The 14,407-nt window shown below is 61.4% G+C and carries 11 protein-coding genes and 1 pseudogene; 4 read left to right on the top strand and 8 right to left on the bottom strand.

The features are described 5' to 3' along the window. The first annotated feature begins 364 nt into the window (after window positions 1-364). Window positions 365-565 (top strand): DUF2905 family protein, encoded by a 201-nt coding sequence (locus tag BUB54_RS04200; protein ID WP_073211275.1) that lies wholly within the window; start codon window positions 365-367, stop codon window positions 563-565. A gap of 605 nt (window positions 566-1,170) precedes the next feature. Here the strand turns inward: BUB54_RS04200 and BUB54_RS04190 are convergent. Continuing rightward, window positions 1,171-1,440: pseudogene (locus BUB54_RS04190) on the bottom strand (DDE-type integrase/transposase/recombinase); the annotation flags it as partial. 564 nt (window positions 1,441-2,004) lie between these two features. Here BUB54_RS04190 and ade point away from each other — a divergent pair. Continuing rightward, the gene (gene ade / locus BUB54_RS04185; RefSeq protein ID WP_048878361.1) at window positions 2,005-3,723 is read left to right on the top strand and encodes an adenine deaminase; all 1,719 of its coding nucleotides are present in this window, start codon (window positions 2,005-2,007) and stop codon (window positions 3,721-3,723) included. Here the strand turns inward: ade and BUB54_RS04180 are convergent. The 5 genes from BUB54_RS04180 to BUB54_RS04160 are packed head-to-tail and all read right to left on the bottom strand — an operon-like array spanning window position 3,720 to window position 8,919. After that, window positions 3,720-4,511 (bottom strand): aminotransferase class IV, encoded by a 792-nt coding sequence (locus tag BUB54_RS04180; protein ID WP_048878362.1) that lies wholly within the window; start codon window positions 4,509-4,511, stop codon window positions 3,720-3,722. The two genes, ade and BUB54_RS04180, sit on opposite strands and share 4 nt — an antisense overlap. Next, a complete protein-coding gene (gene pabB / locus BUB54_RS04175; RefSeq protein ID WP_048878363.1) occupies window positions 4,504-5,823 on the bottom strand; it encodes an aminodeoxychorismate synthase component I in 1,320 nt (439 codons plus the stop codon). Before pabB ends, BUB54_RS04180 begins: the two co-directional genes overlap by 8 nt. Window positions 5,824-5,833: 10 nt before the next feature. Beyond that, window positions 5,834-6,793, bottom strand: coding sequence for a CobW family GTP-binding protein (locus BUB54_RS04170; RefSeq protein ID WP_048878364.1), 960 nt, complete (start codon window positions 6,791-6,793; stop codon window positions 5,834-5,836). 44 nt (window positions 6,794-6,837) lie between these two features. Then, a complete protein-coding gene (locus BUB54_RS04165; RefSeq protein ID WP_048878365.1) occupies window positions 6,838-7,866 on the bottom strand; it encodes a glycosyltransferase family 4 protein in 1,029 nt (342 codons plus the stop codon). Between the two features lie 6 nt (window positions 7,867-7,872). Continuing rightward, the gene (locus BUB54_RS04160) at window positions 7,873-8,919 is read right to left on the bottom strand and encodes a glycosyltransferase family protein (protein WP_139284785.1); all 1,047 of its coding nucleotides are present in this window, start codon (window positions 8,917-8,919) and stop codon (window positions 7,873-7,875) included. A 197-nt stretch (window positions 8,920-9,116) separates the two neighbouring features. Between BUB54_RS04160 and BUB54_RS04155 the strand changes: the two genes are divergently transcribed. Then, entirely contained in the window at window positions 9,117-10,259 is a 1,143-nt protein-coding gene (locus BUB54_RS04155; protein ID WP_048878366.1) for an O-antigen ligase family protein, read from the top strand. Window positions 10,260-10,263: 4 nt separating this feature from the next. Here the strand turns inward: BUB54_RS04155 and dld are convergent, their stop codons facing one another. Together dld and BUB54_RS04145 are read right to left on the bottom strand one after the other, a co-directional pair. Further along, a complete protein-coding gene (dld, locus tag BUB54_RS04150; RefSeq protein WP_082075622.1) occupies window positions 10,264-11,961 on the bottom strand; it encodes a D-lactate dehydrogenase in 1,698 nt (565 codons plus the stop codon). A gap of 20 nt (window positions 11,962-11,981) precedes the next feature. Continuing rightward, on the bottom strand, window positions 11,982-13,247 hold the full coding sequence (locus BUB54_RS04145; protein WP_048878368.1) for an MFS transporter: 1,266 nt from the start codon (window positions 13,245-13,247) through the stop codon (window positions 11,982-11,984). Between the two features lie 284 nt (window positions 13,248-13,531). Between BUB54_RS04145 and BUB54_RS04140 the strand changes: the two genes are divergently transcribed. Further along, window positions 13,532-14,311 (top strand): FCD domain-containing protein, encoded by a 780-nt coding sequence (locus BUB54_RS04140; RefSeq protein ID WP_048878369.1) that lies wholly within the window; start codon window positions 13,532-13,534, stop codon window positions 14,309-14,311. The last annotated feature ends 96 nt before the right edge of the window (window positions 14,312-14,407 follow it).

Here is a 14,407-nt window from a genome sequence, read left to right as displayed (position 1 = left end):
ATCAGTCAGGCAACCACCCGGTATCGGTGAGGCTTCGTATTTTTCCGTTGGTTCGATGCAGTCGATTCTTCAAACTCTAATCATATCAAACTCAGTCGCAGAACCTGCTCGGAATTTTGGTCCGGTGATCGACCCCACCCAGACATAGGAAGGCAACGCCGCGAATACCAAGACCGGTCATTCGTTGGCGTTGATCGAACGCCTCCGCTTGCGCCCAAAAGCGGTCGTAGAAGCTTGAGCCCCTCGTTTCTGGATACGGACATACCGTGGACGCCCGCCATCCAGCTTGCCCTCAACCGGTGATCGCAGCGGCGCCCGACTGGGCGCTGGCAATGCGCAGTTCAAGTCGTGATGAGAAAGCACCATGGGGCTTTTCGTAATTGTCCTAGGCGCCCTCTTGCTTGCTGCCGGTCTGCTATGGCCGTGGCCTGGCAGGCTTGGCCTTGCGCATCCCCCTGGGGATATCTCTATTCGCAGCGAACGTTTCTCGTTTTACTTCCCCATCACGAGCTGCGTCGTCGTTAGTCTGGTGCTTTCATTTGTGGTTTGGTTGCTCAATCGCTGAACGGCGCTTGGAGAAAGTTAATCACGCCAAGCAGGAATAGTGGCAGGCCGCACGTGGTATCAGCTACAGGTGTCGTTGGGGCCAGCCTCCCAGAACTTGCACCAACCATGCGAACTGATGACGCCGCTAATCATGGTGCAGTGAGAGGGATCGCCAGGCACAAACATGCAGCAGGCGGAACACCGCTTTCCATCATTCGGTTGGTCTTGGTAGGCAGCCGCTTGTTTGGACATCATGGTGTCTGCCTCCGCAGACCGGCTGCTTGCCAGGCTCAACGCGGCAACTGAAGTAAGGGCTAAGGCACCACGGCGAATTAAGAAGCGACGAGTAGGCAAAGTAGAACCTCACACGTGATGACGGCTTAGAGATTATCGATAGGTCTTTGGCACAAACTATAACACGTGGCAATGTTTGGGCGTGCATGCTTCTCATAGCCATGGGGGTACTTCTGGTCGACAGAAGAAATCATTATTTTTCAATACTATCTTCAAAAAAGAGCTCAGATAATTGCATACTGATGTCTGTTATCCCGATACCCCTGCTCAGACTGAGAGCGACCAGAAATGGCAGCGCATTGTCGTACGGCATCCCTATGAATGACGGGTTGCCTTCATCGACCAGCCAACGATGCGCCGGGAGAAAAGGTCCAGAACCGCAGTCACATACAGCCATCCTTCGGCGGTCCAAATATAGGTGAAGTCGGCCAGCCATTTCTGGTTTGGCCGGGTGGCCGCAAAATCCCGGTCGAGGATATTATCGGCGATCACTGCACGCTCGCCCTCGTCCTTCGGCTTGGCCCGGCGCTTCGGCCGTGCCCGATAGCCATTCTCACGCATCAGGCGCTCAACCCCATGCAGCCCGCAGGCCAGACCTTCTTATCTGGCCCCCCTCATCTCGACCTTACTGTTGGTTCTAGCAGGAAAGGCCGTCGCCACGGTAACTTTGGGTATGACCGCGTTCCTCATCGTCGGGGGAGCCATCCTAGCAACCTAGCACTTGCAGGGTGCATCACGGACAGTTCAGGCAGACGAGTAATTAGACCAGGAGGCCCCCTATTCCGCGCAGAAGCCTTGCCACTCAGAAGGGACGACTCTGCTGTGCAACGTCAACATGAGCAGGATGAAAGCTTGCGCCGCAAGATTGTCGGGTTTCACGTCTTTCTCGCCCAGGACAAGACAGACTGCTTTCCCCCCAAAAAATCGCCATTCAAAGCACAGCCAATCCCCCTTTCTCCATGAACATATTATTGCCAACTCAAACCACAATCATGTCGAAAAGTTTCTTGAAAAATCAAACTCTTTCGTCATCAGCGTATAATGCGTCATTCCTCTCTAAATTCTTCAACCCTGCTCCACGTGGAACATTGCCGGAACCCACGTCCGATCACCAAACCGTGAAATTTTCTCTGGCCCCTCATCGCCGAATCTGTATCATGGGTCATGGAGAAGAACAGCAAACTGCCTCCGGGCTTCCTTGAGCGCTGTATTGACCAAGCTATTGGCCGCACAAAGGCTGATCTTGTCATTAAGGGCGCAAAATTCTTGAATCTTGTCACTGGTGAAATCGCCCAGAGTGACATCGCCATATCCGGCAACCGCATCATCGGCACATATGAGAACTATGACGGCGTGCGCGAGATAGATGGGCGCGGGCTCATCGCCGTGCCGGGCTTTATCGACACGCATGTCCATTGCGAATCCACGCTGGTCGCCCCTTCAGAGTTTGACCGCATCGTGCTGCCACGCGGCACCACTACCGCCATCTGTGATCCGCATGAAATCTGCAACGTGCTGGGTACTGAAGGGCTTTCCTATTTCGCAAATTCCGCCTCGGTCTTAGCCATGGATCTGCGGGTGCAGCTTTCCTCCTGCGTGCCCGCCACGGGCATGGAAACCTCAGGCGCTGAGCTGCGCGCTGGGGACCTGCTGCCTTATCTTAGTCACCCGAAAGTGCTGGGCCTCGCGGAGTTCATGAATTTCCCTGGCGTTTTGCATAAAGACCCCGTGGTGATGGAAAAACTCTACGCTTTCTCCGGTGAGCATATAGATGGTCACGCACCCAAACTTTCAGGGCGCGATCTCAATGCCTATCTCTCCTGCGGCATTCGCAATTGTCATGAAACAACCTCTCTGCCGGAAGCATGGGAAAAGCTGCGTAAGGGCATGCATCTGTTAATCCGCGAAGGCACGGTCACGCGCGATGTCCGCACGCTCAGCCCCGTCCTCACGCCAGAAACCTCGCTGCAATGCTCCTTCTGCACGGATGACCGCAATCCGCTGGATATTTTTGCCGAGGGGCATCTGGACTATCTCGTCCGCAAGGCCATCGCCTCCGGCGTGCCAATGCTCCATGCCTACCGCGCGGTGTCTTATGCTGCCGCGCGCGGGTTTGGCCTGCGGGACCGTGGGCTGATCGCCCCAGGCCAGCGTGCGGACATTGTTCTGCTGGAAGATCTGGAAAGCTGCGCGGTCAAGCGTGTGATCGCAGGCGGGCGGCTTGTGGACGAGATCGACTTCGCCGCCCGCAACATCCCCGCTTTTGTGGGGCTGAACAGCATGAAGCTTGACCCGGTGAGCGCGGAAGATTTCATTGTCCCCGCCTCAGGCCCCACCACCGCCGTCATCGGGATCGAGCGGGACCAGATCGTCACCCGTCACCTCACTATGACGCTGCCTTACCAGAATGGCCGCCGTCAGGTGGATCTTGAGAATGATGTGCTGAAAATTGCGGTGCTGGCCCGGCATGGCAAAAACCGCAATATTGGGCGCGGGTTCGTGAAGGGATTTGGCTTCAAAAATGGCGCGCTGGCCTCCTCGGTCGGGCATGACAGCCATAATGTCTGCGTCACCGGCACAGATGAGGCACAGATGGCGCTGGCGGTGAACCGGTTGATTGAACTCGGGGGCGGGTTTGTCGCGGTGTCGAACGGGCAGGTGGTGGGCGAGTTGCCGCTGCGCATGGCGGGGCTGATGTCCGTTAAATCCGCCGAGACTGTGCGGGACGAACTTCAAGCGCTCCGCCAAGCCACGAGCCAGATGGGTTGCCCGCTGGCCGAGCCGTTCCTACATCTGGCCTTCATGCCATTGCCGGTGATCCCGCATCTCAAGATCACCGATATGGGCGTGGTGGACGTTGATAAGTTCGAGTTGGTCGCCTAAAGCCCGGCCAACTCCCCGGCGGGCTCGGCGGGCAGGGCCGCGCCGTCCAGCGCAATAATCGGTCGCAGTGTCAGCACATTGCTGACGCACAAGGCCGTGGCGTTGCGCAGCGCGTCCTGGTCTATGGGCGCTTCCTTCACCTTGCCGCTGGCCAGCAGCCGGGCGCGACGGATGCCGGGCAGCGCGCCCTCCGTCACCGGCGGGGTCAGCCAGATGCTGCCGGATTTGAGTAAGAGATTGCCGATGGTCGCCCCCGCCACCCGTCCGGCGCGGTTGAGTAGCAGAGCTTCCTCCGCGCCGCGCTCCTGCGCTTCCAGCCGCGCCAAAATGTTCGGAAGATAATTCAGCACTTTCACCTGGGAAAGCGGCGACGCTTCATCCCGCGCGACGCAGGTGGCGATAATGGCGCCCACCGTCGCCGCGCGGGAAGGTGGTGCAAAGGCGCTGACCAGCACTGTGGGGTGGGGGGATGTCGGCGGCAGCAGGCCGCGCGGGCCGGTGCCGCGTGTCACGGTCAGGCGCAACCCGCCTTCGGTCAGATGGTTGGCGGCGGCGGTTTCGGTCAGAATCGCGTCCATGGCGGCGGCATGGAACGGCAAGGGTAGCCGCAATAGCTTTGCCCCGGCGGCCAGCCGGGCGAAATGGGCGGGAACATCCCGTACCACGCCGCCTTGCAGGCACAGCGTCTCAAATAGCCCGTCGCCGAGCGTAAACCCGCGATCCGAGGCGGGAATCAGCGCCTCGACGGCGGGGATGAGCTGGCCGTTCAGCCAGACCAACTCATCCATGGGCAATCAAAGGCGAGAGTTTCAGCATCATCTCCTCATATTCCGCGCTGGGTACACTGTCCCAGGTAATGCCGCCGCCCGCCTGGGCGTAAAGTGTTTTCGGCGTGGCGACCAGCGTACGGATAATGATGGAGCTGTCCATCGCGCCATCCACCCCTATCCAGACGATACTGCCGCAATAGGCGCCGCGCGGGCCGGTCTCCAGCTCACTTATAATCTGCATCGCCCGGTGTTTCGGCGCCCCGGTGATCGACCCGCCTGGAAAGCAGGCCAGCAGCAAATCCGCTGCGCTCACTCCTTCACGCAGTTGCCCGGTGACGGCGGAGACCAGATGATGCGCCTGGGCGTAGCTTTCGACCGCGAATAATTCCGGCACCCTTACCGAGCCGATTGCGCAAACCTGCCCGAGATCATTGCGCAGCAGATCGGTGATCATCAGATTTTCCGCGCGCTCCTTGGGGTTGGCGCGCAAGGCGGCGGCGTTGTCCTGGTCCTCGGCGGGGGTGGCGGCGCGCGGGGCGGTACCTTTAATCGGCCTTGTTTCTACCCGCCCCGCCGCATCCAGGCTGAGAAACCGCTCCGGCGAGGCGCTGCACAACGTTACGCCCGTGCCTGTGTCGAGAAACGCGGCGAACGGGGCGGGGCTGCGCGCACGCAAAGCCGCGTAACAGGCGGCGGGGTTGAAGTCGGGGGGGCGCGAGGCGGTGAAGCGGGTGGTGAAATTCGCCTGAAATACGTCGCCAGCCTGGATATAAGCGCGCAGCCTGTCCACCCTGGCCTCATAGTCGGGCCGTTCCAGCGTTGCCGCCCAATCCAGCTGCGGTACGGGCGGAAAATCGGGCGGGGGAGCGCTCAGGTGGGCAGCCGGGGCGGCGAGGCGCGCGGCGGCGCTGGCTCCGGGCCGGTCCGCCGCCAGGGCAAAGCAGCGGCGGGCGGCATGGTCGAAGCCCAGTACAAGATCGAACATCCCGAACCAGCCCGCGGGCAGGTCGGGCGGAGCGGCGTGCAGGCTGGCAAGGCCCATCCGGGTCATCCCGGCCTCATAGCTCAGAAACCCCATGGCCCCGCCTTTAAAGGCAAATGGCCAAGCGGGCGGGCAGGCTGCGTCTTGCGGGCGGGTGTGGGCCAGCCAGGCGGGCAGGGCGTTGGCATCATCCAGATGCAGCGTGGCCAGCGGGTCCAGCCCGATATAACTGGTCACGGCACGGGGATCGCCCGTTGCCGCACTGTCCAGAAACACCAGCGGGGCCTTGGCTGCCAACGCCTGAAATGCCGTGGAGGGCGTTATCCAGGCCAGTTCAAGGCATTGCATTCAGCCGCTATCAGGCGGCGCAGCTCTCAAACCCGCGCCGCAAGGCCGGACGGTTGAGGTCACGGCCGATGAACACAAGGCGGCTGACGCGCTTTTCATCCGGCTTCCAAGGGGCCAGGAAATCGCCATCCGCCATCATGTGCACGGCCTGGAAAGCAAAGCGCCGGTCCTCCCCGGCATAAGACAAAATTCCCTTGGTGCGCAGAATATTCTGGCCTTGGGTCTGCAGGATCTGGCCGATCCAGATATTGAATTTATCGGCCGAGACGGGTTTGTCGGTCGAGAGGCTGATGCTGGTCAGATGCTCGTTATGGGTGTGGCTGTCTTCCTCCAGGAAGTCCGGCACATTGGCGAGCACGCGCTTCAGGTCGAATGCGCCGAGGCCGAGCAACTGGTCCGCCGGAACATCGCCGCGCGTGGCGGTTTTAATCTCGGCATAGGGGTTAACGGATTTAATTTTGGCCTGCACCGCCGCCAGTTCCTCCGGGCTCACGAGGTCGAGCTTGTTCAGCACGATCACATCCGCGAAGGCCACCTGGTCGGCGGCTTCCGGGCTGTCCTCCAGCCGGGCCAGGAAGTTCTTAGCATCCACCACGGTGACAATCGCATCCAGCCTTGTTTTGGCCTTCACGTCCTCATCCACGAAGAAAGTTTGCGCCACCGGGGCTGGGTTGGCGAGGCCGGTTGTCTCGACGATAATGCCATCCAGCTTGCCCGTGCGCTTCATCAGCCCTGAGATGATGCGGATCAGGTCACCGCGCACGGTGCAGCAGATGCAGCCGTTATTCATCTCGAACACTTCCTCGTCGGAATCCACCACGAGGTCGTTATCCACGCCGAGTTCACCGAATTCATTAATCACCACGGCGTATTTCTTGCCATGCGTGCCGGTGAGCAGATGGTTGAGCAGCGTGGTTTTACCAGCCCCCAGATAGCCGGTGAGGACAGTGACGGGAACGAGATCGGACATATGCAAAAACCCAAATTTCTGAATTCGGAGACAGGATGTAACGCTTAAACCGCATCCCGCAAGGCTTGCAGGCGGGGCGTGATGGCTGGCGTGAAGAATTCGCGGGCACGCTGACGCCCGGCCGCGGCCAGGGCCGCGCGCCGGGGGGCGTCCGCGACCAGGGTCCGCAAAGCGGTGGCGAGCGCGTCCACATCGTCCGGGGCGATGTAAAGCGCGGCAGGGCCGGCTACCTCGCTCAAACCGCCCTGGCCGGTGGTGATCAGCGCCGCGCCGCAGGCCAGTGCCTCCAGCGCCGTCAGCCCGAACGGCTCCGCCCAGCGGCTGGGCACCACCACAATCGCGGCCTCGTTCATCGCCGCCAGCACTTCATCATGCGGGCGTGGTCCCCGGAACCCGATGCCGGCCGCGGCCGCGGCCGCCTGCTGGGTCAGGAAAAACCCGGTTTGCGGGCTGTTGGGGCCGAAACTGTCGCCACCGATCATCTCCGCCCGCCATCCGGGCAGGTCGGGCAGCGCGGCCACGCAGGCGGCGATAAACACGTCCGGCGCCTTGTCCGGCACCACCCGTCCGGCGAACAGAATGAGCTTCTGTTTGGGCGTGGGGGCAGGAATCTCTCCGGGGTCCAGCGGGTTGTGCAGTACGTCCGGCCCGTGCCGGAGCCCCTGGGCATAGCGCGCTGCCAGATAATCTGAAACGCAGACCACTCGGTGAAGCAGCGCCAGCGTCAGCCTGCGCCCCAGCCGGCTGCGTAGGCCGCGTATGCTTTGCGGGTCGTTATGCAGAAACAGCACCACCCGCGCGCGGCGGAATAGCAAGGCGAACGCCACCGCCCAATAGGGTTTCTGATGCACTTCGATCACCTCCGGCCGCAGGCGCCGCAGCTGCGCGCAAGCCTGCCGGAAGGTCAGCACCTGCTTAAAAACAATGCCGGGAAAGGTGCCGCCAGGATCAGGGCCCAGCACCACGCTGCCGGGCAGCGCCGCGGCAAACCGCCGCACCACCAAAGCAATCGCCCCCGCCGCCTCCGGGGTGAAGGATTCACGCAGCGGCAGCACGATGGCGATGCGAGCCATGGGCGCTCAGGTCGGGTGGTCGGGCCAGGGATAGGCTGTTTCGTCCGTGCCGTTGAACACAGCATCGACGATATAGGCCGCCACCCGGCGCTCATTGAATAGCTCCACATAGCGCTGCCGCCCGGCAGCGGCCACGCGCATCCGGGCCTTGGCATCCGCGCGGTAGCGGGCGAGCAGTTCGTCCAGTTCCTCAAGGTTGGAGAAAAACCCCATCTCATCCTCGCCGAAGAACCGGTCATAGCCGGTGGTACGCTCAATTATGGCGAGTAGCCCGTTGCCAGCCAACTGGGCCAGACGGTCAGAGCTGTAGAGGTAATCATCGGCCCGGCGGCTGATATTCAGCCCCAGCGCGGCGCTTTCAAGCCCCTCCTGATAGGCGGCGGCGGTAAGGCGCGGCTGCCCGAACATACCAGGTGTGTGCGCACGCAGGCCGGGCTGGCGGGTCATTACGCCGCGCATGAACTCCTCCATGTTCCAAGCCTTACCGCAGATCACGCGTTTTGGACGATCCGGGTTGCCGCAGGCATAGAACAGATCGAACGGCGGATGTTCCATGTCATCCATACGGCCGCGCTCGATGGATAGATCAACCGGGTTGGGCATGAACCCCATCCGGTGGCCTGGGCGGCGGAGTTTTGCCAAAGACGGTCCGGCGGTGGTGAGCAGGGTGAGATCCACCACCCCAAGCTTGCTTTCGATCCGGCTGATATTGTCAGGCTCGAACAGTGGGTCGACATTCCATTGCACCACCCTCATCCCCGGCAGATCCTCGCGGATGGTGGCGATGGTGGAGGCTTCCAGCATGTCCGCATGGCCCAGCACCATCAGCTCCGGCTTCTGCGCGCGGCAGAATTCACGGATCATCTTATTGAACGCCCGCCCGCCCAGCCGCCGGTGGCCAAACCCGAAGGATCGCGCGATGTCGCGGTCCGACAGCGTGAAAAGCTGATGCCCGTTGCGAATGAAGCCGTTGCAAAGCTTGATGCCGGTGGCGTGCTGGTTGAGGCTTTTCAGCGATACCGGCGCGTAGCCGATATGCACGATCCGGACCATGAGTAGCTGAATTCCCTGCCGCCGTGTGATGCGGCATTTTACTAAAAGGGCCAGGGTAAAAGTCAACGCGCGGCCATGTTGCGGTGCGGGCGCTTGACAGTACCGGGAGGGGGGGGCAACGCGGGGGCATAATGGATATGCCAGCCGCTCAGCCCTCCTCCAATATGCCCGTATGGCGGCGCATAAAACGGCCGCATATGGCCACCGCCCGGGTGATTATGCCCGTCTGCCTCGCGGGCGGGCTGCTGATGCCCAGCAACGCGGCCTGGTCAACCTTGTGCTATATCATTCTGCTGCCCACCGTGGCCGCGCGGCTCTGGCAGGGCTGGCGGCCGGATTGGCACGACCGGCCGTTCACCGCCATGCTGGCGCTGTGCGGCTGGTCCTTTCTGGCGATTTTTTGGGATCACAACATCTCCGGCATGGGCAACAGCCATACTTACTGGCTGGTCAATGGCATTTGCACCTTTGCTTTTCTGCTCGGCTTTAAAATGGCGGATGGTGATGACCCCGGCTTCAGACGCCGGGCGGTTAGCGTGTTGATTGGCGCGGGGGCGGTGAATGCGTTGCTCTCGGTGGCGATTTTGCTGGCCGAGGGCAAGCTGGGTACGCGGATGCAAGGCTGGGGGGCGACGCTGAACCCTGTGCTGGGCACCGCGATGCTGGATATCTGTATCCTGCTCGTGCTTGGGCGCATGGCCGAAGGCAAGTGGCAAGGCATTTATATCGCCGCCTTGGTGTCGATGGCGCTGTATCTGATGGTCAGCTACAGCCGCACCCCACTGGTGGCGCTGGTCTGCGCGCTGGGCATTGTCTGCCTGGGCAGCTGGAAGCTGTGCGGCCGCTTGGCGCTGGCCGGGCTGTGCGTGGTCCTGGCGGCGCTGCTGGTCTGGTGGCTGCAGCCGGGCATTGTTGGGCTGCTGGCGCGTAATTTCCTTGCCCGGGGCACGGATTGCCATGTGACCATTTGGCGCACCGCCTGGGGGCTGATCCTGCAAAATCCGGTGGTGGGATATGGCCCCTCAGCCCGGTTGCCAATTGCCCCGCACGGCTTCTGCCCGGCTTATCCCAGCCCGCATAACCTTTATTTGTCGCTGCTGCTCTATAGCGGGCTGGTCGGGTTTCTGCTGTTCTGGCTGTGCCAATGGCTTCTCTGGCGGCATCTGCGCCAAGTGAGTGCCGGGTTTACCACGCGGCTCTGGCTGGCGGTGATGGTGGTGCCACTGGTTTCGGGGCTGTCTGATCTCACCCAGGTCATTAAAGGCCCGGCGCCGGGCTGGTATATTATCTGGGTGCCGATGCTGCTTGTGATGAGCTTACGCGCCGCCCCGCCGCGCTGAGCGGCTACGCCGCAGCGTCCTCTCCCCAGCAGGCCAGTTTCGAGGTTTTGCCGATACCGGGATTGAAGCAGTTGCACGGGTCCAACGCCCGGTAATGCGCCGCTAGTGCGGGCTTTGCGTGGTAGAGATGCCCGACATTGTGCTCCGCCGGATATTCCGCCCCGCGCCCATCCAATAGCGCCCACATTTTATGCTCGATCGCGAGGGGGTCATGGCCCTTGGCCACCACATAATCCTGGTGGAACACGTGGCAGAAGAAATGCCCGTAATAGAGCTTATGCAGCAGCGGCGCCTCAACGTCCTGCGGCAGGTGCTCCACCCAGTCCTGCTCGTCGCGGCGCAGGGCGATGTCCAGCGCCACGATGTCTGAAACCTCACGGGCGTGCATGGTGCGGTAACGCACCGCCGCGCCAGCCACGGCAAAGCGGTGCAGAAATGCCTTGGTGCCTTCTTGCGCCGTGCATTCAAACACATCCCCCGCGGCGGAGGGAAACAGGCTGGCGAGATAGGCCCTTGCTTCTTCAATCCCGTCGCCGGACATTTTTAGCAGCAGATGATGCTCGTAACGGTCCCGGTAATCTAGCATCCGCCGGGGCAGATGCTGCGGGAAGAAACGGCTGGCCCATTGCATCAGCCGGTCGCTGAGCTGTCCAGGCAGGCCGAACCGGCTGGCGGCTGCATCGAATTTCGCTTTCAGCGCAAAGAGCTGGGGCAGTCTGTCCGTGCCCAGCCGTTCAATGGCGAGGAACGTGTCCTTGCCATAAATCTCTGCGATGTTGAACGCGTCGCGGTGGATATATTCTGCCGCCACCGGCAGGGACTGGAACCGCCCGAGAATATGACGGCGGATTTGCGTCAGCTCATCCGGCGCGTTGGTGCCGATATAGAACACGGCGGTCCGCTCATCCTTTGGGAAACTGTCCAGCCGCACGGCGAACATCATCACCTTGCCAGCACTGCCCGCAGCCTCGTGCAGGCGCCGTGGGTCGGCGTTGAAGCGGGCAGGGGTGGGGGCGTCAATCTCGCGGACATGCTGGGCGTAATCCGGATCTGAGGCGGCGCGCCCGGCCGGATGCTCAATCTCGGCGGGAGTGAAGGTGCCGGCCTCCAACTTTGCCAGCATGGCCTCAGGCTCATTGCCCAGCTGCACGCCGAGATGGTTGACCAGCTCGATTTCCCCGGCCTCAGTCACCCGGGCATACAGGGTAAGCTGCGTGAAGGCCGGGCCCCGGCGGATGAGTGAGCCGCCGGAGTTATTGGCAATGCCACCAAATACCGATGCTCCCAGGCAGGAGGACCCGATGACAGAATGCGGCTCGCGCCCTAGCGGTCGCAAGGCTTGCTCAAGCTGGAACAAGGTGGCGCCGGGCAGGCAGATCACCTGCCGTCCGTCTTCAATCAGATGAATCTTCGCCAGCCGTAGTGTGCTGATGATGACGATGGGCCGGTCATAATCCGCGCCATCCGGCGTGGAGCCTCCGGTCAGCCCGGTATTGGCCGCTTGCAGGATGATAATCACCCCGGCCGCGTGGCAGGCTTTCAACACCCGCCACTGGTCCACCAGGCTGCCCGGCTGCACCACCGCCAGAACCGGACCATCCCCAAACCGGAACCCTTTGCGAAAGCGTGCGGTCTCCCGCTCTCCGGTCAGCACATGGGGCTGGCCCACGATCCCGCGCAATGTTTCGGTGAGGTTGGTCATGGTTCTCATCCCGGTATGGGTTACTCAGCGATGCCGTATTTGGCGGCGACTGTTTCCTCAGACGGCAGCGGGGTGCGCATCGCGATCAGGTTCACAATAACTCCTACGATCGAGAGCGCCACCATCAGCCAGAACACTCCTGACCAGCCGAGCGAGGGCACCATGACCGAGGAGACAATCGGCCCGATGGCGCTGGTGGAGTTGGAGATCACTCCCATGCCAAACGCCCCGGCGCCGACAGTGGCCATGGGGAACACGCTGGCCGGCGTTGCCCAGAAATTCGGCGGAATGGCCATCATGAAGGAAATGACGATCGCGGAAAATAGAAACAGCGAATAGGACACCGGCGCCAGATACAACACCATTAGAGCCCCGACCGCCATGATGATGTTGGCGATGCTGATCAGCTTCAGCCGCGCATTCACAACGCCGCGATTGGTGGTCTGGTTTTTGGCCATCCGGTCGCCTAGCAGCGCGCCGATGACGGCGGAGAAAAACCCGACAATACCCCAGATGAACATGATGTGGCTGACTTGGCTCACCTTATAGCCAAGATGGAAGCCATAAGCGGGCATGAAGCCGCCTACGCTGAACAAGGTCCAGGTCAGCGGAATCTGCACGATCCCCATGATCCAGGTCATCGGCAAGGACCAGGCGCTGCCATGCCCAGCGCCCTTGGCGGCATGAAGCTGCTGCACCAGATGTTTCGCATCCCGCGCGAAGATGAAATAGATCGCGGCGCCGCCCAGCATGATCAGGCCGGTGATTTCATACAGCGCCTGCCAGCCGAACCGGGCCAGGCTGCTGGTGATCAGACCGCCCAGCGCGCCGCCGAGGGTAATGGCACCCAGCATAGCGCCCAGCGAGATGCCGCGTTGGCTGGGCCGGAACCAGCCCGATAGCTGAATGGAGAACAGGGCGATAATCATGATGACGAGGCCCTGGGAGAACCGCATGAGCGTGAACAGCCATAGCGAGTGGGTGAGCGGCATCAGCACCGGCATCAGCATTTGCGGCACGATCAGCAGTGCCTGTGCCACGAACACGCCAAGGCGGATGCGGGTATCAAACACACCCCCATGGCCCAGAAAAAACGCGACAAACAGGCCGATTGAGAACGCATCGACCCCATAGGTGGTCAGCGTGCCCACCGGAATCCCGATTGTTTGGGCGATTGCGGGCGCGCCGAGGCCAAAGGCGGTCAATGAGATAAAGCTTGTGGACATGACAATGGCGGTGATCAGCGCCATGACCCAGCGATAGGGCGAATTATAATTAGGGGACATTGGTTTCCACGTCTTTCCTTGAATCGTTTGAGCTTATCCGTGCCTGTTCAGGCGGTTGCCGGTGGCAAAGCCCGCTTAGGCGCGGCGTGTTGCCGTTCCTCCATCTATGGCGATGTGTGCTCCCAGTGGTTTGCCGGTTTGTGCAGCTTGAACGCGTGGTGCATATATCAGCCACCAACTTTAATTGGCAATATTTATTTACCAGATGTTTTGGAGGCGTCCAGCTTACCCGCCGGGCCGGTTTCTGTATTATCTCCCGCTAAGGGCAGAAATTAGGGAGTTCCATGTCCACCAAAGTCAGGCCCGTGCCGCTTGCCGAGATTATTGCCGACCGCATCCAGACCATGATCCTGGAGGGCGCGATCCGGCCTGGGGAAAAGCTTTTAGGCGAGCGGGAGTTGGCGGAGCGGCTGGGGGTTTCACGCCCATCCTTGCATCAAGCTTTGGCCCAGCTGGAGGAGAAAGGATTGTTGATCACCACCAAGTCTGGCACGGTCGTGGCAAAGTTTCTTGACCGGTTGGCTGACCCGCTGGCCGAGCTGTTTGTGACCGAGCCGCGCGCCACATCGGATTACATTGAATTCCGCCAGACGGTGGAGGTGGCTGCCGCAGGCTATGCTGCCACCCGCGCCACCCAGCCCGAGCGAGAGGCAATTGCGGATTGCCTGGCCCGCATCCGCGCCGCGCACGATGCCGGAGACGCCAGCCTGGAGGCGGATTACGATGCAGAACTGCATGGGCTGATCTATGAGGCGTCGCATAACCTCATGGTGCTGCACATCATGCGCGTGCTGGGCGACCTGCTGCGCCGTAACGTGTTTTATAACCGCGAAACGCTCTATTTAAGGGCTGGGGTTCGGGATTTGCTGCTGCAACAGCATCTCAGGATTGGCGAGGCCGTGCTGAGCGGCAATGCCGAGGAAGCCGCCGCCGCCATGCGCGCGCATATGGAATTCACCGGCAGCAGCATTGAGGATATCAAACGCGAGGAAGCGCGCCTCGCGACCGCTATGCGCCGGATCGACCGCAAATATCTGGTTGCCGGCGCGGAGGATGAAGCTTAACCGTGATGATGTCGCGGCCGGGAATGGGGGTGTCTGAACGCCCATTCATCCTTGAATAAGCAGACCATCGCGGCAATAAAGCCAAGGAGCGCCGGC

The organism is Acidocella aminolytica 101 = DSM 11237 (assembly GCF_900129125.1).
In the GTDB taxonomy this organism is placed as follows: domain Bacteria; phylum Pseudomonadota; class Alphaproteobacteria; order Acetobacterales; family Acetobacteraceae; genus Acidocella; species Acidocella aminolytica.
This window is presented reverse-complemented; position numbering and strand designations above follow the sequence as displayed.

Coding starts and splice junctions, on each gene's coding strand:
- BUB54_RS04200 (WP_073211275.1), top strand. CDS start 365: ATGGGGCTTTTCGTAATTGTCCTAGGCGCCCTCTTGCTTGCTGCCGGT.
- ade (WP_048878361.1), top strand. CDS start 2,005: ATGGAGAAGAACAGCAAACTGCCTCCGGGCTTCCTTGAGCGCTGTATT.
- BUB54_RS04180 (WP_048878362.1), bottom strand. CDS start 4,511: ATGGATGAGTTGGTCTGGCTGAACGGCCAGCTCATCCCCGCCGTCGAG.
- pabB (WP_048878363.1), bottom strand. CDS start 5,823: ATGCAATGCCTTGAACTGGCCTGGATAACGCCCTCCACGGCATTTCAG.
- BUB54_RS04170 (WP_048878364.1), bottom strand. CDS start 6,793: ATGTCCGATCTCGTTCCCGTCACTGTCCTCACCGGCTATCTGGGGGCT.
- BUB54_RS04165 (WP_048878365.1), bottom strand. CDS start 7,866: ATGGCTCGCATCGCCATCGTGCTGCCGCTGCGTGAATCCTTCACCCCG.
- BUB54_RS04160 (WP_139284785.1), bottom strand. CDS start 8,919: ATGGTCCGGATCGTGCATATCGGCTACGCGCCGGTATCGCTGAAAAGC.
- BUB54_RS04155 (WP_048878366.1), top strand. CDS start 9,117: ATGGCCACCGCCCGGGTGATTATGCCCGTCTGCCTCGCGGGCGGGCTG.
- dld (WP_082075622.1), bottom strand. CDS start 11,961: ATGACCAACCTCACCGAAACATTGCGCGGGATCGTGGGCCAGCCCCAT.
- BUB54_RS04145 (WP_048878368.1), bottom strand. CDS start 13,247: ATGTCCCCTAATTATAATTCGCCCTATCGCTGGGTCATGGCGCTGATC.
- BUB54_RS04140 (WP_048878369.1), top strand. CDS start 13,532: ATGTCCACCAAAGTCAGGCCCGTGCCGCTTGCCGAGATTATTGCCGAC.